This is a genomic window from Mucilaginibacter koreensis (genome assembly GCF_054783355.1).
In genome coordinates this window covers 1,962,038-1,979,114 of the sequence record NZ_BAAGQS010000001.1, presented here as the reverse complement: position 1 = coordinate 1,979,114, position 17,077 = coordinate 1,962,038, and the positions used below count along the sequence as shown (strand labels likewise).

The 17,077-nt window shown below is 44.6% G+C and carries 19 protein-coding genes; 8 read left to right on the top strand and 11 right to left on the bottom strand.

Annotated features, from left to right (window positions below; all coding sequences use genetic code 11):
- Positions 1-6: 6 nt before the first annotated feature.
- Complete coding sequence (gene yihA / locus ACYVNW_RS08980) at positions 7-651, bottom strand: ribosome biogenesis GTP-binding protein YihA/YsxC (protein WP_460679518.1); 645 nt, start codon at positions 649-651, stop codon at positions 7-9.
- Positions 652-704: 53 nt separating this feature from the next.
- Between yihA and ACYVNW_RS08975 the strand changes: the two genes are divergently transcribed.
- Both ACYVNW_RS08975 and ACYVNW_RS08970 read left to right on the top strand, forming a co-directional pair.
- Entirely contained in the window at positions 705-1,196 is a 492-nt protein-coding gene (locus tag ACYVNW_RS08975; protein ID WP_460679517.1) for a VOC family protein, read from the top strand.
- 95 nt (positions 1,197-1,291) lie between these two features.
- Complete coding sequence (locus tag ACYVNW_RS08970; RefSeq protein WP_460679516.1) at positions 1,292-2,599, top strand: DEAD/DEAH box helicase; 1,308 nt, start codon at positions 1,292-1,294, stop codon at positions 2,597-2,599.
- Between the two features lie 37 nt (positions 2,600-2,636).
- Here ACYVNW_RS08970 and ACYVNW_RS08965 read toward each other — a convergent pair whose 3' ends face one another.
- Positions 2,637-3,374, bottom strand: coding sequence for a hypothetical protein (locus tag ACYVNW_RS08965; RefSeq protein ID WP_460679515.1), 738 nt, complete (start codon positions 3,372-3,374; stop codon positions 2,637-2,639).
- Between the two features lie 15 nt (positions 3,375-3,389).
- Positions 3,390-4,103: a hypothetical protein gene (locus ACYVNW_RS08960; protein ID WP_460679514.1), complete on the bottom strand. Its 714-nt coding sequence runs from the start codon at positions 4,101-4,103 to the stop codon at positions 3,390-3,392.
- A 331-nt stretch (positions 4,104-4,434) separates the two neighbouring features.
- Here ACYVNW_RS08960 and ubiE point away from each other — a divergent pair, with 331 nt between their 5' ends.
- Positions 4,435-5,166 (top strand): bifunctional demethylmenaquinone methyltransferase/2-methoxy-6-polyprenyl-1,4-benzoquinol methylase UbiE, encoded by a 732-nt coding sequence (gene ubiE / locus ACYVNW_RS08955; RefSeq protein WP_460679513.1) that lies wholly within the window; start codon positions 4,435-4,437, stop codon positions 5,164-5,166.
- Positions 5,167-5,169: 3 nt separating this feature from the next.
- Positions 5,170-5,907 (top strand): type IX secretion/gliding motility protein PorT/SprT, encoded by a 738-nt coding sequence (porT, locus tag ACYVNW_RS08950; RefSeq protein WP_460679512.1) that lies wholly within the window; start codon positions 5,170-5,172, stop codon positions 5,905-5,907.
- A 140-nt stretch (positions 5,908-6,047) separates the two neighbouring features.
- Here porT and ACYVNW_RS08945 read toward each other — a convergent pair whose 3' ends face one another.
- From ACYVNW_RS08945 to ACYVNW_RS08935, 3 genes are read right to left on the bottom strand one after another with little or no spacing between them, the layout of a single operon-like run.
- On the bottom strand, positions 6,048-7,103 hold the full coding sequence (locus ACYVNW_RS08945; protein ID WP_460679511.1) for a hypothetical protein: 1,056 nt from the start codon (positions 7,101-7,103) through the stop codon (positions 6,048-6,050).
- 8 nt (positions 7,104-7,111) lie between these two features.
- Positions 7,112-8,698 (bottom strand): N-acyl-D-amino-acid deacylase family protein, encoded by a 1,587-nt coding sequence (locus ACYVNW_RS08940; protein ID WP_460679510.1) that lies wholly within the window; start codon positions 8,696-8,698, stop codon positions 7,112-7,114.
- A 60-nt stretch (positions 8,699-8,758) separates the two neighbouring features.
- Positions 8,759-9,646, bottom strand: coding sequence for a class I SAM-dependent methyltransferase (locus ACYVNW_RS08935; RefSeq protein ID WP_460679509.1), 888 nt, complete (start codon positions 9,644-9,646; stop codon positions 8,759-8,761).
- A gap of 217 nt (positions 9,647-9,863) precedes the next feature.
- Here ACYVNW_RS08935 and ACYVNW_RS08930 point away from each other — a divergent pair, with 217 nt between their 5' ends.
- Positions 9,864-10,121 (top strand): hypothetical protein, encoded by a 258-nt coding sequence (locus ACYVNW_RS08930; RefSeq protein WP_460679508.1) that lies wholly within the window; start codon positions 9,864-9,866, stop codon positions 10,119-10,121.
- 50 nt (positions 10,122-10,171) lie between these two features.
- On the opposite strand, the gene ACYVNW_RS08925 is transcribed toward ACYVNW_RS08930, so the two are convergent.
- Positions 10,172-10,924, bottom strand: coding sequence for an ABC transporter ATP-binding protein (locus ACYVNW_RS08925; RefSeq protein WP_460679507.1), 753 nt, complete (start codon positions 10,922-10,924; stop codon positions 10,172-10,174).
- Complete coding sequence (locus ACYVNW_RS08920) at positions 10,921-11,652, bottom strand: MlaE family ABC transporter permease (protein ID WP_460679506.1); 732 nt, start codon at positions 11,650-11,652, stop codon at positions 10,921-10,923. The genes ACYVNW_RS08925 and ACYVNW_RS08920 overlap by 4 nt, the downstream gene beginning before the upstream one ends.
- A 73-nt stretch (positions 11,653-11,725) precedes the next feature.
- On the opposite strand from ACYVNW_RS08920, the gene ACYVNW_RS08915 reads away from it, so the two are divergent.
- The 3 genes from ACYVNW_RS08915 to ACYVNW_RS08905 are packed head-to-tail and all read left to right on the top strand — an operon-like array spanning position 11,726 to position 13,909.
- Positions 11,726-12,430 carry an SDR family oxidoreductase gene (locus tag ACYVNW_RS08915; RefSeq protein WP_460679505.1) on the top strand — a complete coding sequence of 235 codons (705 nt, stop codon included), beginning with the start codon at positions 11,726-11,728 and terminating at the stop codon, positions 12,428-12,430.
- Between the two features lie 30 nt (positions 12,431-12,460).
- Positions 12,461-12,940: a PspC domain-containing protein gene (locus ACYVNW_RS08910; RefSeq protein ID WP_460679504.1), complete on the top strand. Its 480-nt coding sequence runs from the start codon at positions 12,461-12,463 to the stop codon at positions 12,938-12,940.
- Positions 12,941-12,946: 6 nt separating this feature from the next.
- Complete coding sequence (locus ACYVNW_RS08905) at positions 12,947-13,909, top strand: LiaF transmembrane domain-containing protein (protein WP_460679503.1); 963 nt, start codon at positions 12,947-12,949, stop codon at positions 13,907-13,909.
- Positions 13,910-14,043: 134 nt separating this feature from the next.
- Here the strand turns inward: ACYVNW_RS08905 and ACYVNW_RS08900 are convergent, their stop codons facing one another.
- The 3 genes from ACYVNW_RS08900 to ACYVNW_RS08890 form a co-directional block, all read right to left on the bottom strand.
- The gene (locus ACYVNW_RS08900; RefSeq protein WP_460679502.1) at positions 14,044-15,681 is read right to left on the bottom strand and encodes a TldD/PmbA family protein; all 1,638 of its coding nucleotides are present in this window, start codon (positions 15,679-15,681) and stop codon (positions 14,044-14,046) included.
- Between the two features lie 74 nt (positions 15,682-15,755).
- A complete protein-coding gene (locus tag ACYVNW_RS08895) occupies positions 15,756-16,070 on the bottom strand; it encodes a ferritin family protein (protein ID WP_460679501.1) in 315 nt (104 codons plus the stop codon).
- 98 nt (positions 16,071-16,168) lie between these two features.
- The gene (locus ACYVNW_RS08890; RefSeq protein ID WP_460679500.1) at positions 16,169-16,891 is read right to left on the bottom strand and encodes a carboxypeptidase-like regulatory domain-containing protein; all 723 of its coding nucleotides are present in this window, start codon (positions 16,889-16,891) and stop codon (positions 16,169-16,171) included.
- Positions 16,892-17,077: the final 186 nt, after the last annotated feature.

The following is a 17,077-nucleotide window of genomic DNA, read 5'->3' as shown; positions in this document are numbered from 1 at the left end:
TTATGATTAGTTCCCCTCTCCAGAGGGGTTAGGGGTGTGTACCAACTCAGGTATCACAAAATTTTGGTTCACGCCATCAATAAAATTCAGCACTTCGTCGCGGCCGGTGCGGTTTTCTGAGGAGGTGATGAAGCACTCAGGTACTTCTTCAAATGTTTCTAATAACGCATTTTTAAACAATTGCACATTTTGTTCTGTCTTCAGGCCCGATTGCTTATCCGCTTTGGTAAATACCAATACAAAAGACAGGCCTTTTTCGCCCAGCCAGTTGCAAAACTCCACATCAATTTTTTGGGGCGACAGGCGGCTATCAATCAACACCAGCACGCATTGCAGGCTTTCTCGTTTATCCAGATAGGTGCGGATAAATTTATCCCAGCTTTCTTTGTTACTTTTCGAGGTGCGGGCATAGCCATAACCCGGTAAGTCCACCAGGTACCAGGTATCATTAATATAAAAATGATTGATGAGCTGCGTTTTTCCGGGCGTTTGCGAAGTTTTTGCCAGGCCTTTCTTACCGGTGAGCATATTGATCAATGATGATTTGCCCACGTTGGAGCGGCCAATAAAAGCATACTCCGGCTTTATGGGCGGCGGCAGCTTCGATATTTTGGTGTTGCTGCAAATGAATTCGGCCGATTTTACAATCATGGTACAAAGATACCAAGTAATCCCTTTATATTTGATGTTTAAACATGTAATTGATGTCAAATTATCAAATACCTGCACAAACCCGTATTGGGCACGTGCATTTAAAAGTAAGCGATTTACAACGGTCAATTGATTTTTATTGTGGCCTATTAGGTTTTGAACTGGTGATAATGTATGGCGATCAGGCGGCATTTATTTCAGCCGGGGGCTATCATCACCATATTGGTTTAAACACCTGGCACAGCAAGGGGGCGGGGCCTGCACCTGAGCACACTGTAGGTTTATATCATACGGCCATCCTGTACCCCGAGCGAAAAGATCTGGCAGCTATTTTAAAACGACTGCTCGATGCTAAATATCCGAATATCACCGGTGCCTCTGATCATGGCGTATCTGAGGCCATATATCTAAATGACCCCGACCAGAATGGGGTTGAACTTTACTGGGACCGCCCGCGTGATCAATGGCCGCTGGATGCAGCAGGCAAGCTCACCATGTTTACCCGAAGGCTGGATATTGACGGCTTACTGGCCGAATTGGATTAAGTACCATATGATGATTTGACTATAGCACTTTAGGTAACCGTTTAATCCACCTAAAAAGCCTAAATTTGTACTTTTTATTGTAAAAACTCAAAGTTATGGCGTGGCCGGAAAAATTAAAGCTGAAGAAGGGACTATTATTATCGTTGAACGATGCCGGATATGCTGCGCCTAAAGAAGTACAACAGAAAACACTTTCACGCATTAATGGCGGTCAGGATACAATAGCCATTGGCCCCGAAGGCTGTGGCAAAACTACCACCTATGTGCTGGCGGTATTGAATCGTTTTACTTTTACTGCCGATGGCATTACCCGCGCTTTGGTGTTGGTGCCTGATCGTGAACGGGTAGAAGCCGTTATTGCTCAGTTTAAACTGCTGAATAATAACAAAACCATTTCTATAGTGGGTTTATACGCCACGCCCGGTACCGAGGCCCAAATGGATGCCATGGCAGAAGGTGCTGATATTGTGGTAGCCACGCCCGACCGCGCCCGTGCCATTTACCTTAAACTGGGGCTCAACTTAAATAAGGTAGAACTGCTGGTGATGGATGATGCCGAACTGATTGTGAAGCAAGGACTGCAATTACCGGTAGCCGAACTCAATAACGCCCTGGTTAAATGCCAGCGTTTGGTATTCAGCACGGTAATGCATGATAAACTTCATAAGATGATTGACCCCTATATGAAGCAACCTGCCTTGGTGGAGATTGAAGAAGTAGGTGAGGTTGCGCTCAACCTGCATCCGCAACTACTATATCATGTGCCTAACTTTGGTACCAAGCTTAATCTGCTCATACTTTTTATGAAAGATGCGGAGGTATTTACCAAAGCCGTAGTGTTTGTAAATACCCGCCCCACAGCCGAGAAAATTTATCAAACCTTGCAATTACACTTAAAAGGTGAAGTAGCCGTCTTAAATTCATGGTTTTTTGAAATAACCGGCTTAAACGCTGTTGAAGAATTTAAAAATGCATCGCAACGCATATTAATAGTAACCGGTACTGATGTAAATGCTGCAGAACTACAGGATATTCCTTTCCTGATTCATTTCGAATTGCCGGAAACTACAGATGGTTATTTAAACCGTGTCATCAATGCCGGCCTGCCTGCAGACGAAGAAACTTTAGCCCTCACCTTTGCTACCGATTTGGAATTGGCTCAGGTAAAAAAGATTGAACAAACCAGCGGGCAGAAGATGGCGGTAATCGAGTTGCCTGAAGATTTACTGATTCAAAAAGAAAAAAAGGCGACAGCCGATGAAGAAACTAAACCTTCAAAGCATAAAAATATAGCTCCTGCAGTTGGCGAGGCTTTTCATGAGAAAAAAGCCAGCAATGCCAAAACCTATAATTATAAGGCTACCGAAAAAGCCAAAATGAATAAAAAGAAAAAGCACGGATAATACCGTGCTTTTTCTTTTTATGACAGCATAAAGTTTATCAGAAATTGTTACAAGCCGTTCCCATATCCAGGGTAAGCGCGTAGCCGGATTGCTGTATGAGTTGGGTAACTACATAATTTTGCCCGCCGTAGGTAATCTGAAAATCGTAAGTTTTACCTAAAGCCAATGCCTTGGTGGTAATTTTACCAGATTCCATATAACCTAAATATTGGTAAGCTGCGCCCGAGCCATTTACACGATAGAATACATACAGGCTTGGCTTAATTAATAAATCGGGTTTATTGCTGCAGGTGCCGGTAAAATCCAAAGACACATCGGGGTTAACTGTAGGGGCAGGTGGTGGAATAACCACCGGAGCGGTAGAACCGGTTTTAACCAGTGGTATATTGATCACTTGCTGCGTTTGGTCTGCTGTAAACGTAACTGTTTGCGTAGTGGTGGTATAACCCGGTGCACTGATTTGCACTGTGCAACTTAACGGGTTGCCCGCCGTAGGTGAAGCCGCTGGCCCTAAACCAATAGTAATTACACCGTTCACTACCGTGAAATTCTTTTTGCCGGATGCTTCATAAATATTGCTGGCCGCACTGCCGCCAATGGTGATGGTGGTATTAGCCGGAGCTTTGCCCGGGTCGGCCGAATCGGTGATGTGAAGCAGTGCAGTGTATTTGATAATATTGGTATCTACTACAATTTTTAAGTTATCGGTGGGGTTTTTGCAGGCGAAGGGCAATATCAGCAGCAGGGCCAGTATGCCTTTTTTTAAGTATGTCATGGTGTTGCTGAGTGTTTAGAGATTATAATTGAAGTTAATTTGCACCACTGGCAGCCAGCGGTAATCTTTAATATTTTCCTGGAACTGGGCAGTTTGTGAACTGTTGCCTTGTAAACTACCGGTTCCGCTTACGTGCGCCTTAGGCTGTTTCAAATAATAAGTACCCAGATCCAGATTGACGTTGAATTTTTTTTGCGGAAACATACGGAAGAAGCCTAAACCCGCATATGGAGCTACGCCCTGCCAGTCAGCTGTAAATTTTACCTGGCCCACCTGTTCTGGGGTGAGTTGTATCTCGCCGTACTTATAACTATCGGTAGGTTTTACATCTAAAGTTCCTTTAGCTTTGGCAAAATAAGCTAAGCCACCCACCAGCCTGAACCATTTTGCACCAGTAAACGGTGTATAATCGGCGAGAATATGAATGTTGGTAAAGCGGGCGTCCAAATCTGAGGTAGAATTGAAGTCAGAAAATTCAAATACGTTTTTTATGGCTACCGGTACTACATCTACGCCGCCGCGCAGCGCCAGTTTTGGTACAATACCATAGTGGTATTCCAAGCCTATACCTTGGGTGCCCACGTTCAATTGTATGCCTTGCTGGTGATTGTAAACTGGTGTATTAACGGGTGCAACCGGGGCCATGGGAGGCGACTTTCGTTGCTGAGCCTGCGCCGTAAAGGTAGCCAGGCCTATCAATGCAACTGAGAGAACGGATGTTTTTTTCATTGTTGTTAATCAAACTTTGTTTTAATGTTAATCAGGGTATAAGTTCAATTGCTTTAGCACATGCAATAGTTAAACAAGTGCTATTATTACTTAAATTAAATTTTAGAACTAGTACGGATGCTGGTCATAAAAAGGTATAACTGGCATCAAAATTTTTCGACGATTTTGTCAATTGGGAGTTTAATTGCCCGTATAATAAAAATGTTAACGGCAGTTTTAATCTCTTAAGGAAGGCGCTTCAATATTGAACATGTATTTAAAATAGTCAGTGATATTACACTGTACTGGCCGCTAAAGCAAGAGTGATAAAATGCCTATCTTTGCCGCACGCATGAACAAAACTGTAACTCCATATAACAACCAGCAAGCCACCAAGAAAGAGCAGGTAGCCGATATGTTTAATAACATTTCTAAGACCTATGATTTCCTGAACCATTTCATGTCGCTGGGTATCGATATTATCTGGCGTAAAAAAGCCATTAACGAGCTTAAAAAAGATAAGCCTCAGCACATTTTAGATGTAGCCACCGGCACAGGCGATTTTGCTTTTGAGGCGTTGAAAATTTTAAAACCACGGCAGATCACAGGGGTAGATATTTCGCGCGGGATGCTCAATATTGCCGAGCAGAAAATAACCAAGCGCGGCTTGTCTGATCGTTTCAGTGTTAAGTTGGGTGACTCGGAGCAACTCCCGTTCACTGACAATGAGTTTGACGCTCTTACAGTGGCTTTCGGTGTACGCAATTTTGAGAACCTCGAAGAAGGTTTAGCTGATATGTACCGGGTATTAAAGCCGGGCGGTAAGGCCGTAGTACTGGAGTTCTCTAAACCGCAAGCTTTCCCGGTTAAACAGTTGTACAATTTTTATTTTAAATACATTACGCCGGGCATCGGTAAGCTGTTTTCAAAAGATAGCCGGGCTTACAGCTATCTGCCTGAGTCGGTAGCCGCCTTTCCGGATGGAAAGCGTTTTACAGCCTTGATGGATAAAGTGGGCTTTCAGCATACCAAAAGCCGTATGTTAACGTTTGGTATCTGTTCGATATACACAGGCGTAAAATAAAGTATGGGTAAACGGTTACTGCTGTTGTTGGTATGTTGTTTATGCAGCCGGCTGGTGCTGGCGCAGGGGCGCGTACCGGCATGGGGCGGTGGTGCTGACCAAAATGAGCTCAGCTTCGGTTTCATGTTTCAGTATGTGAGCCAGGATTTTAAAATTGTAAAAAATCCGAACTGGCGCTTACCGTATTATGATGCCGAAACTGGCCGGTATATTACCTCGTCACTCAACAGCATCAGCTCAAAAGGCACGCCGGGATTTGCCGTTGGGTTTATTACCCGCTACAGTTTAACCGAACACCTGGAGGTGCGCACTACACCCGCACTGGTATTTGCCGACCGCACCCTTAGTTATACCTATGAGAATGCTTCGCAGAACATAGACAAACAAGTGCAAACCACTTCGGTAGATTTACCTCTTTCCTTCAAATTAAAATCAGACCGCCTGGGCGATATTCGGGCTTACTTGCTGGGCGGCGTTAAATACACGGCTTCGCTGGGCTCGCAGCGGCGCAAAGATGCCGACGCCGGGCCGCTGGACAAACTGGTGAAAAATGCGAGTGGCTTTGGTTCTTACGAAGTAGGGGTTGGTATGGATATTTATTTCGAATATTTTAAACTTTCACCCGAAATCAAAATTTCCAACTCCTTTGGTAATATTCTGGTGGCTGAAAATCATCCCTATTCCTTACCGCTCAACAAGCTGTTTTTACATAGCATAGGGTTTAGCTTGTATTTTGAGTAGAAGACCCCATAACGCCCTGAAGGGGAACAGGAGTTGAACAAATGATAAAAAGATAAAGGACAAAAGATAAGGATAACACTCCTTATCTTTTGTCCTTTTTCCTTTCATCCTAATTTCTCCCTCCTTCAGGGAGCCGGGGACTATTGGTATTGAATATAAATTGGTGCCGGTTTGTATTTCAACACTTCATCAGGTGTAAGCATGTGGTGAGGTGCTTTCTTTAAATCGTTTTTATAAAACAGTTTGAAACCGGTGAATTGTACTGGTTCAGGGAAGATGTGGTTGCGATAAGTACCCAATTTTAACTCAGGTTCGCCCCAGCCATCCATGTTCATTACAATCTGAGTTTCTTTGTGCAGTTTGATGTTTTTATAATTGGTTACCATTTTACGGGTAAAACGGTGTACAATTAATATTTTAGGCGGCAGGCCATTTTTACGCACCAGGTTTGATAAGTAATCTGATACATAGTTGATATCAGCTGCATCATAAGTTCCTATTTTACGGCCAGGTTTGGTGCCATCTTTCATTGAGAATTCTGGATCCATACCAAAATGTACCTGCGGCATTACTAGGTATTTCTCCAGCAAAGGCAGTTCATCGCGTATGTTGCTCAGGGCCACCTGCACATCCAGGAATACAATAGAGTTAGATTTTTTTGCCAGTACCAGTACTGAGTCAATTTGCTTAAACGGCATGCGGTAACGGTACTTGCCATCTTTACCGCCATCGCCCTGTGCTACTACGCAAATATAGTGCAAAGCAGGCTGTACCGGGGTTTTTGGGTCGGCACGTTCCCAGTTTTTAACTTCCGTTTTTAATTTGGCCAGCATTTCGTTTGGTGGCAACTCACCTAAGATACCCATTTTTTTAGAGTACAGGTTACCATAGAAAGCCACAATGCGCTTAAACGGTAAAATAGCACCATCCACAGGGTAGGGCGCATTTTTTACAGGCCAGCGCCCGGTGGTATCGCCATTAGCCAGGCGTTTCATCAGGCTGTCGTACTTCGCTTTATCCAGCGGCGGATAATTGCCCTTTACAGCAACAGATGCGGTGGTATCGCCGGCTTTCTTAGTGGTATCGCTACCGGTACCGGTTTTGCCGGCTTTGGTAGATTCTGTACAATTAGAAAACAGGGCCAGCGAGCCTAATAGCAGCCCTGTAGTTACAAAAACGGATTTTAAAGTCCTCATAGGTATGTTTATCGTGTCTGGTGATGATAACCTGGCCCGTACAATACGGAGCCATTGCGGGTACCAATATGCTTAAAATTATTAACAGTTAGTTTGCCGTTTACCAAAATATATTTAAACCCGACCGAATAAGCATGGGGGTGCTCAAACGTAGACTGGTCGGTTACTTTGTCGGCATCAAAAATTGCTACATCGGCGTACATGCCCGGCTGTAACAATCCCCGACCCTCCAGCCTGAACTTTTGTGCTGGTAATGAAGTCATTTTACGTATGGCATCCTCCAAGCGGATCAAGTTCTTTTCGCGCACATAGCGGGCCAGTACGCGTGCATTGCTGCCATAGCCGCGCGGGTGCGGTACACCTTTACCAAACAAACGTATGCCCGAATCGGAGGCAACCATGGTAAGCGGATAGCCAAGAATCCGCTCCACATCATCTTCACTCAAACCATGAAACACCATATCAGCGCCGCCCAGTTTAATGATATACAGGATGGTTTCAATCTCATCAGGAATGGTGGCAGGTAAGCCGCGTTCTTTATTGATCTGGGCAATGCTTTTACCATTGAGGCTTTTATCAGCATAGCAATTGGCTACTACGGCATAATCAAAATGAGGCAACTGGCGGCGCTGCATATCGGTAATCATCTCATTAATTACCTTGCGGTGGATGCTGGTATCGGCCAGGCGTTTCAAGACTGAATCTCGTCCGCCGTCCTGCAGCCAGTCGGGCAGTAAAACGCTCAGTACCGTGCTGCTGGCGGTGTAAGGGTACTGGTCAACAGTTACATCCAAGCCTTCTTTGCGGGCGTCCTCCACCATGGCAATCATCCGGGCAGAGCTGCCCCAGTTGGGCCGGCCTACTTTATAATGCGAAATCTCAACCGGCATGTGGGCCTGGCGACCAATATCAATGGCCTCATTAATGGCATCGAAAATCTTATCCGTTTCGTTGCGCATGTGCGAGGTATAGATGCCCTGGTATTTAGCCGCGGCTTTGGCTAAAGCGACTACCTCTGGCGTTTTGGAGTAGATGCCCGGCGTATAAATTAAGCCTGTGGAGAAGCCGAAAGCGCCATCGCGCATTGCTTGTTCCACCAGGTCAGTCATCTGCCGTAGTTGCCTGTCGTTGGGTGTTGTGGCGGCGGCACCCAGTACAGCCTTACGCACATCATTGTGCCCTACTAATGTGGCAGTGTTAACAGATAATTTTAAGCTATCCAGAAAATGCAGGTAAGCTTTGATATTTACGTTTGATTCGCCGCAGTTGCCGGTAATAACGGTGGTTACGCCATCATAAATAAAATTATCGGCAGTGGGTGTGCGTTTTTCATCTCCTTCAATGTGGGTATGAACATCAATAAAACCGGGGGCAACAATTAACCCAGTCGCATCAATAGTTTGCGTAGCCTTACTGCCAGACAGATTACCAATAGCAGCAATCTTATTTTTAACAATGCCTATATCGCCGTAAAACCAGGGGTTGCCGGTACCGTCTACTATCTTACCATTCCTGATGAGTACATCATAGTGATTTTGGGCAATCACATGTAAGGGTAACAGGCAGCAGGCCAGCCAAAATAATTTTACACGCATATAGTGAAGGTATATGATCTTAATTACTGGAGGTAAGGCTTTTATAATCTGAAAAGCTGATTATTTGCTTAATTTCCTGAATTTACCAAACACACCCAGCGGTAGCTTGCACCCTGCAGTAGCCTGCAAGTAAAGCTCACCCGTTTCCAGGTTTTCTGCCTTTGGGAATGAACTTTTGATCAGATTTTCAACAATCACAGAAGAAAAGCCTAACGAGTAAGTGTTCAATATTAAAAAGTGTTCCTTTTCATCAAGCAATTGCACTACATCCTGCATCATTTCGGTAATGTGATCTTCCAGTTTCCACTTTTCGCCGTTGGGGCCATGCCCGTAAGCCGGTGGATCGAGGATGATACCATTATATTTTTTGCCGCGTTTAATTTCGCGTTTTACAAATTTCAATGCATCCTCCACCATCCAACGGATGTTATTAAGGCCTGATAGTTCCTGGTTATCATTGGCCCAGGTGACTACCTGTTTAATAGAATCTACGTGCGTAGTATCGGCCCCGGCGGCACGGGCTATCAGCGAAGCTCCGCCAGTATATGCAAATAAGTTGAGCACTTTCGGTTCAGGCGTTTGGAAACGTTTTACTGTTTCTGAAATATAGTCCCAGTTAACGGCCTGCTCAGGGAAAATACCCACATGCTTAAAGGAGGTTAAACCTAACCTGAACTTAATTGCAGCTTCAGGGTTCTGATAGGTAACATGCCAGCGGTCTGATGCTTTCGGATTCTTCTTCACCCATTCGCCCGCCGTGGCCGAGCGGCCTTTAAAACGGATGTCGTGCCGGCGCTGCCATTCGGCTTCCGGAAGCGATTTGTTCCAGACAGCCTGCGGCTCAGGCCTGATGAGGGTAACGTTGCCAAAGCGTTCTAATTTTTCAAAGTTGCCGCAGTCAATCAGTTCGTAATCTTTCCAGTGCGTTGGGGTAAGTAATTGAATCATTACCGGCAAAGATAGTTGAAAATTAGGTTATGGTAAAAGAAACGGTAGTTATGCTTTATAAGGTAAGCTGTTTTACGCCTGCTTTGTAACTTAGCTATTACAGTTAAACCCGAGCTTAAACGGCCAGTCTTTAAGTTATAAAAAGCATTATTGATGACGGCGGCTAAGCCATCACATGAATAAGGCTTACTAGTATTAACTTATAAAAATTAGACTTATGAAAACTCTGAAATCATTAATTGTTGCGCTTGTAGTAGCTGTAGGTTTAATGAGCGCTGATGCCAATGCTCAGGTACGTGTAAGAACCGTTGTAGACCGGCCTGTTTATCACCGTACCGTTGTAGTGAACCGCCCTATACAGCGCCGTGTAGTGGTAGTGCGCCGCCCCGTACGCCGCCACGAAGTAGTGGTAACCCGCAGGGTAGTACGCCATGGTTATCACCGCCCATATTACAGACATTATCGTCGTTACTAATCATAAAAAAAGGCCCGGTACAAACTGGGCCTTTTTTTATGATTAGTAATTTATAACTGATCTTTTGCCGCCTCCATAAACTTGCTGGCAAAAATGAAATCGTTCAGTTCCGGGTTATCGGTGTGGGCAATTTCTTTATTAGAACCTTCCCACCATTTTTTGCCTTGGTGTAAAAACAAAATGTGGTCGCCAATGCCCATTACTGAGTTCATATCGTGTGTTACCACAATGGTGGTGATGTTGTATTCTTGAGTAATTTCGTTAATCAACTGGTCAATCAGTACTGAAGTTTTAGGGTCAAGGCCGGAGTTGGGCTCATCCACAAATAAATATTTGGGGTCCATTACTATAGCCCGGGCAATGCCCACCCGCTTTTTCATACCACCCGAAAGCTCAGCCGGAAACAATTTGTTTTTTCCTTCCAGGTTAACGCGCTTTAAACAGAAGTTGGCACGTTCCAGCTTTTCTTCTTTAGTTTTATCGGTAAACAAATTCATCGGGAACATAATGTTTTCTTCCACCGTCATGGAATCAAACAAAGCCGAGTTTTGAAACAGCATACCAATTTGGGTACGGATAGGCACGCGCTGCTCGAAATTCATTTCGGTGAAATTTTCTTTATCGAAAAAAACCTGTCCTTTAGTAGGTTCGTGCAAACCTACAATACATTTGAGCAGTGTAGTTTTACCCGAGCCGGAGCCGCCAATAATCAGGTTATTTTTGCCTGATTGAAAATTAGCGCTGATGCCTTTTAATACCGTGTTTTCGCCAAATGTTTTCTCAATATCCTTAATCTCTATCATAGCATTAAACGGGTAATTACTAAATCTGCAAATAAAATTCCAATACAGCTGTATACCACACCGCTGGTGGCCGACTGGCCTACCTCGAGCGCACCGCCCGATGTGTAGAAGCCCTGGTATGCGCATACTGAAGTAATAATGAAACCAAAAGCTAAAGCCTTAACCATGGCTACCTGAATGGTGATGGGCATAAAGCCATCATGCAAACCGGCAATATAATCGGCAGGGGTGATGTCACCTGATGTGGCAGTGGCAATGTAACCGCCAATGATACCCAAGGCGATAGAAATGATGACCAGTATGGGTACCATAATCATCCCCGAAATTACTTTTGGGGCAATTAAATAGCCCGGTGCATTTACACCCATGATCTCGAGGGCATCAATTTGTTCGGTTACACGCATGGTACCAATCTGCGAAGCAATGCTTGAGCCTACACGGCCGGCCAATACCAGTGATGAAATGGTAGGACTGAACTCCAGTATGGTAGAATCGCGCGCGATGCTGCCTGCAATACTGCGGGGCACCAGCGGACTTGATAACTGGAAAGCTACCTGAATGGTAGCCACTGCACCAATAAATACCGAAATGATGCTGATGATACCCAGCGAGCCAATGCCGATGGACACCATTTCGCGCATCACCTCATTCCAGTACACAACAAATTTTTCGGGGCGCTTAAAACTAAGGCGTAAGAGCAATATATACCTGCCTAAACTTGCGAACATAAGTAGCTGTAAAAATTTGGGTTAAAAATACATTTTAATTGTAAGCATTTGCAGATTGCTATATTTACCTGCTATGGAAAACGCCTTAATTACAGGAGCCACCAAGGGCATAGGCAGGGCAATTGCGATTGCATTTGCTAAACAAGGATTGAACGTGGCAATTTGTTCTCGTAATGATAAAGAATTGCAGCAGTTTAAACAAGAATTGCAGCAAAGTTATCCGCAATGCACAATTTTCAGTCACGTAACTAATTGTAGTGATAAGGCCGAACTGCTTGATTTTGCCCGCCAGGCCGAGCAGGCGCTGGGTAGTATACAGGTGCTGGTGAACAATGTAGGGCAGTTTATACCCAATAGTATATTGGAAGATAAGGAAGATACTCTGCAGCAGCAATTAGATACTAATTTGCTGTCGGGCTATCATTTGTACCGGTATTTTGGGCCCAAGATGATGCAGGCGCGCTGGGGGCATGTGTTTAACATTTGCTCGGCAGCGGCTACCGGCCCGGTTGTAAATGCCGGAAGTTATTCTGTAACAAAGGCAGCACAGCTGAGTCTTAATGATATAATGCGATTAGAAATGCAGGCATACGGAATAAAAGTAACCGCGGTTTTACCCGGCTCAACCTTTACTTCATCATGGGAAGGCACAACGGTGGATCAGCAGCGTTTCGTGCAGCCCGAGGATGTAGCATCGGCCATCATCAGCTGTTACCTGATGAGCGCAGGGGCTAACCCGGAGCAATTAATTATCAAGCCTGTTTTTGGTCAGCTTTAAGAAATTACTAACCACTTAAAAATTATCATCATGAACAAGAGATTATACCGGGATGAACAGCATAAAACCATTGGCGGCGTTTGCGCCGGCCTGGCTGAATATCTCAACACCGATGTTTCCATCATCAGGGTACTGTTTTTATTAAGCTTTGTGTTTGGACATGGCGCAGGCTTTTTATTATATATAGTGATGTGGATTGTACTGCCTAAGCGCCCTTATGGTGTAAATGGCGTTCCCGGGGTAGATTATATGGTGCAGCCTGAAGGCACCGCAGGCTATGCGCCAGAGTATAGCCGTAAGCCATCAACAGGCAGATACATTGGCGGCCTGGCATTAATCCTGGTAGGGGTAATGTTCTTGCTTGATCAGTTTAATATTATTTACCACTTTGATTTTGATTATTTCTGGCCTGTATTATTTATTGTAGTGGGCCTGGTGTTTGTTTTCAGCTCACGCCACAGCGCTCCTGTAAAAAACAATCCATTTAACGACAACTCACCTAAAATTTAACTTATCATGAATCGTAACAGATTAGTTCCCGGCCTGATATTGGTATTTATCGGTCTGGCCTTTTTACTCAACCGTTTGGGCGTACTGCATTTTCACTGGCAAAATTTTATGTACCTGTGGCCGTTGTTTCTAGTAATAGGAGGGGTGAATTTGCTACTGAGCCATAACCGTGCACCTTGGGCAACAGCAGTACGTGTGGTGGTAGCGGTGTTTTGCCTCGGTTTAATTTTCTTCGGCGATTTCGGTAACCGTTATGAGCGCGGCGGCTGGTTCCGTTATAATTATCATAACGATGATGACAGCGACGATAACGATAATGACAACGACACCCGCAGAGGAATAAAAGGCAGCACTAACACTTACAGCCAGCCCTGGGAGCCTAAGGTAAAAGTGGCTTCATTAAGCATACAGGGCGCAGCCACCAGTTATACGTTAAATGATACCACCAGCGAACTGATGAGCGCACAAACGCACGAATACAATGGCAGGTATGTTTTTAATCAAAGATTAACCGATTCTACTGCTGTAATCAATTTACACATGAAAGGTAAAAACTGGAATTTCGGTTCAGATAATTCTAACAGCGCTGCGGTAAAGCTAAACAGCAGGCCCCTTTGGGATATTGACATCAAAGGCGGTGCCGATGAGTTAAAATTCGATTTATCGAAGTTTAAAATCCGTAATCTGAAATTAAGCGGTGGGGCAACCGACTATACCATAAAAATGGGTATGCCATTGGCAGAAACGCACGTAAATATTTCTACAGGGGTATCTGACATCAATATTAGTGTACCCACAGGCGCGGCATGCCAGGTAATTACCAGCAGCGGCTTATCAGATACCAACATCAATGGATTTAACAAAGTGGGCAACAACCGTTATGAAACGGCCAACTTCAGTTCTGCGCCTAACAAAATGTATATCCATTTTAGTGGTGGTATATCTGATTTTAATGTGAACAGGTATTAATAAATAAGTACTGTTTGCTCCTCCAGCAAGTCATTGCGAGGAACGAAGCAATCTCTGTACGAGCGACCTTATTCAGGTGCAGAGAGATTGCTTCGTAGTTCGCAATGACGTTTTTTACTTAACAATAAGTTTATCTATCCCAACCGCTTCCCGGTATTAATCACGTTCACTTTATCAAATTTAGTAGTAGCGCAGCCATGTGAAACAGCGCTCACCTGCTGGGGCTGACCTTTACCGTCGAAGAAGGATCCGCCCATTCGATAATCACCGGCATCGCAAATGGCACTGCAGGAGTTCCAGAACTCCTGGGTGTTGGCCTGATAAGCGGCGTCACTAACCATACCGGCAATCTTACCGTCCTTAATTTCATAACACAGCTGACTGCTGAACTGAAAATTATACCGCTGCTGGTCGATAGAGTAGGAGTTACGGCCAAACATGTACAAACCTTTCTCAATACCTTTGATCATCTCTGCAGTTTTCAAAGCCGTTTTACCAGGCTGAAGGCTTACGTTCGGCATCCGCTGAAACTGAACCGAATCCCAGCTGTCGGCATAGCAGCAACCTTGCGAGGCGTTTAAACCGAGAATGTGTGCCTGGTCACGCGTGGTTTGATAATTGACTAAGGTGCCGTTTTTAATAATATCCCACTGGCCGGTTTTTACACCTTCGTCGTCATAGCCTACGGCCCCCAACGAGCCGGGCTGTAGTTTATCCCCGGTAAAATTAACAATCGGGCTGCCGAAGTTGAATTTGCCGGATTTCCATTTGTCCAATGTCAGGAAGCTGGTACCTGCAAAGTTAGTTTCGTAACCTAATACACGGTCCAACTCCGTAGGGTGGCCTACCGATTCGTGGATGGTAAGGAAAAGGTTAGTAGGGTCGAGTACCAAGTCGTACTTGCCTGGCTCCAATGGCTTGGCTTTCAGCTTTTCATCCAAATGGGCAGTACCAATGCGTACATCTTCCAGCATATCATAACGGTTACGGTACAGTGGGAAAATGCCCTGTATCTTCTCTTTCTCATCCGGAATCAGGTATTCAAAACCTAAGCCCATAGGAGAACTCAGCGAATTTCTGGTTTCAAAGCGGCCGCCTTTTCCATCTGTTTTGGTGATGGTGAACGAAGGCCAGATGCAATGTACATCCTGGTCAATATATGAACCTTCGGTTGAGGCGAAATACTTTTTTTCGTTAATAACAAACAGCGAGTTATTAATAAAAGTGGCACCGCCTTTTAATGCTTCGGCATTGGCGTTTAATAATAAATCCACTTTTTGCTTCAAGGGTACTTCAAAAGCGTTTTGCAGGATGGGCGTTTTCCAGCTTACTTCACCGTAGCCCTTTTGCGGGGCCAACTGCACAGGTGCGCCGCCCAGCTTGGCATTGGCTTTAGCCACAGCAACAGCGCGTTCGGCAGTTTTAGCCATTCCTTCTTTGGTGACATTGTTGGTAGCCGCAAAACCCCAGCAACCATTTGCCAACACGCGTATACCCACACCATATGATTCGGTATTAGATACATTTTCTACCTGATGCTCACGGGTGATGATGGATTGGTTGAGGTAGCGGCCAATGCGTACATCGGCATAAGTAGCGCCTTTTGATTTAGCGGTATTGAGCGCTACATCAGCCAAAGCTTTTTTAAAGGCGGTATCAACAGTTTTGAGTGCATCTTCGGGATGTATAGGATTACCATTGGCGGTAAACCTGCTGAACATGGCGCTGCTGATGCCCAGGCCGCTGAGGTATAAAAAGTCTTTCCTTTTCAATGTGAAAATATTGGTTTACCAAGATAAGCATTTCAGGAAAGTACTTTTTATAATAAGTGAATTATAAGGACAGGTTACTCGGTGGCTTCTTCGCCTTTTTCACCCAGTTCTACAATGTCTCCTTCTTTAAATAATATTTCTTTAATGGTATCGCGCCACATAGGCTTTTGGCGGAGTAGAAATTCCAGGTCCATGCCAAAATGCTTGAATTCTTCTTTTTGTGCATTTTGCATAATAGCTTTTGCCTGCTCGTTCTTTTCTACTGCAATACGCTGTTCGTACCAGTTAATGGCTTCTGCTTCCTCACCAAGTGAGGCAATCATGCGGGCAAAAGTTCGGGTTTCCTCCGGCAGCTCATGCGCCGGTTCGTGATATTGGTCAAATCCCATAGTATAAAATTTGATGAAGCCGGTGCGGTATTGCCCCGGTGTTGATTAAACCTAAGCACAAGAGCAGAGTTTTGCAGAAAACTAATATAGAATGATTTTTACTGAAGCTTTAAGGTATCCAGCCGGTTGCGCTGTTCAGGCGGTAGCTGATTAAATTTTTTAACGCAGCCTTGCAGGTAACTCAGCAGGTTGAAATCATTGTCAAAATAAACGGTCGTGGTAGGTTTATAAAGCTGAATAAACCGGCTCATTTCTGTTGCATTTAAAGTAAGATATTTAGACAGATGGGCAGATGTAAATACCGTATCAATCTGTGCATTTAAGCGCCCTTCTTCTTCCCGACGCTCGTTGCGTTTTTTGCGGCGTTCATCTTTTTTCCAGTACCAGAAACGAAAAACTACGCCACCTTTAGGGCGTCCGCTGGCATCAGTTTGGTAAGTTACGGTTTGCCCGTGGTACAAAGGGTCATATACGGCAAAGGAACCCGGCCCCTGAGCAGTAGTTACATTTACGTTTTTCTGGAGAATATGCGTTTGCAGGCTAAGGTAGACCTCCAGCATCAGGTAACCGGTAATCAATATGGTGTCAGGCTCGTAGGAGAACACTTTAAAGGTGAGTAGCTGGTTCTTTTCGGCTTTAATACTGAACAGGCCTTTGTTATCGGTTAATGTACTTTGTTTGGTAGTCAGGTTTTCTACCCGCACACCGGCTAAGGGTATACGGGTTTGATTTTCCATCACTTTGCCTTTAACCAAAACTTGGGCATGTGCGTGTAGGCAGAGGAATAAAAAGCAGCAGATGATAAGGCCATAACGAATCATGGTTGAAGATAGTGATATGCCTGTTGCTTGGAAGAATAGAAAATGTTAAATGATGTTAAGATTCTAAAGTTTTGTCATTGCGAGGAACGAAGCAATCTCGTAACCGTGCATCTTCGCCCTGTATGCGATGGGATTGCTTCGTTCCTCGCAATGACAAACCTTTACACAAAAGCAAAAAAGCCATCC

What these genes read in the sequence shown, in the direction of transcription:
- yihA (WP_460679518.1), bottom strand. Translation starts at nt 651, where the DNA reads ATGATTGTAAAATCGGCCGAATTCATTTGCAGCAACACCAAAATATCG.
- ACYVNW_RS08975 (WP_460679517.1), top strand. Translation starts at nt 705, where the DNA reads ATGTCAAATTATCAAATACCTGCACAAACCCGTATTGGGCACGTGCAT.
- ACYVNW_RS08970 (WP_460679516.1), top strand. Translation starts at nt 1,292, where the DNA reads ATGGCGTGGCCGGAAAAATTAAAGCTGAAGAAGGGACTATTATTATCG.
- ACYVNW_RS08965 (WP_460679515.1), bottom strand. Translation starts at nt 3,374, where the DNA reads ATGACATACTTAAAAAAAGGCATACTGGCCCTGCTGCTGATATTGCCC.
- ACYVNW_RS08960 (WP_460679514.1), bottom strand. Translation starts at nt 4,103, where the DNA reads ATGAAAAAAACATCCGTTCTCTCAGTTGCATTGATAGGCCTGGCTACC.
- ubiE (WP_460679513.1), top strand. Translation starts at nt 4,435, where the DNA reads ATGAACAAAACTGTAACTCCATATAACAACCAGCAAGCCACCAAGAAA.
- porT (WP_460679512.1), top strand. Translation starts at nt 5,170, where the DNA reads ATGGGTAAACGGTTACTGCTGTTGTTGGTATGTTGTTTATGCAGCCGG.
- ACYVNW_RS08945 (WP_460679511.1), bottom strand. Translation starts at nt 7,103, where the DNA reads ATGAGGACTTTAAAATCCGTTTTTGTAACTACAGGGCTGCTATTAGGC.
- ACYVNW_RS08940 (WP_460679510.1), bottom strand. Translation starts at nt 8,698, where the DNA reads ATGCGTGTAAAATTATTTTGGCTGGCCTGCTGCCTGTTACCCTTACAT.
- ACYVNW_RS08935 (WP_460679509.1), bottom strand. Translation starts at nt 9,646, where the DNA reads ATGATTCAATTACTTACCCCAACGCACTGGAAAGATTACGAACTGATT.
- ACYVNW_RS08930 (WP_460679508.1), top strand. Translation starts at nt 9,864, where the DNA reads ATGAAAACTCTGAAATCATTAATTGTTGCGCTTGTAGTAGCTGTAGGT.
- ACYVNW_RS08925 (WP_460679507.1), bottom strand. Translation starts at nt 10,924, where the DNA reads ATGATAGAGATTAAGGATATTGAGAAAACATTTGGCGAAAACACGGTA.
- ACYVNW_RS08920 (WP_460679506.1), bottom strand. Translation starts at nt 11,652, where the DNA reads ATGTTCGCAAGTTTAGGCAGGTATATATTGCTCTTACGCCTTAGTTTT.
- ACYVNW_RS08915 (WP_460679505.1), top strand. Translation starts at nt 11,726, where the DNA reads ATGGAAAACGCCTTAATTACAGGAGCCACCAAGGGCATAGGCAGGGCA.
- ACYVNW_RS08910 (WP_460679504.1), top strand. Translation starts at nt 12,461, where the DNA reads ATGAACAAGAGATTATACCGGGATGAACAGCATAAAACCATTGGCGGC.
- ACYVNW_RS08905 (WP_460679503.1), top strand. Translation starts at nt 12,947, where the DNA reads ATGAATCGTAACAGATTAGTTCCCGGCCTGATATTGGTATTTATCGGT.
- ACYVNW_RS08895 (WP_460679501.1), bottom strand. Translation starts at nt 16,070, where the DNA reads ATGGGATTTGACCAATATCACGAACCGGCGCATGAGCTGCCGGAGGAA.
- ACYVNW_RS08890 (WP_460679500.1), bottom strand. Translation starts at nt 16,891, where the DNA reads ATGATTCGTTATGGCCTTATCATCTGCTGCTTTTTATTCCTCTGCCTA.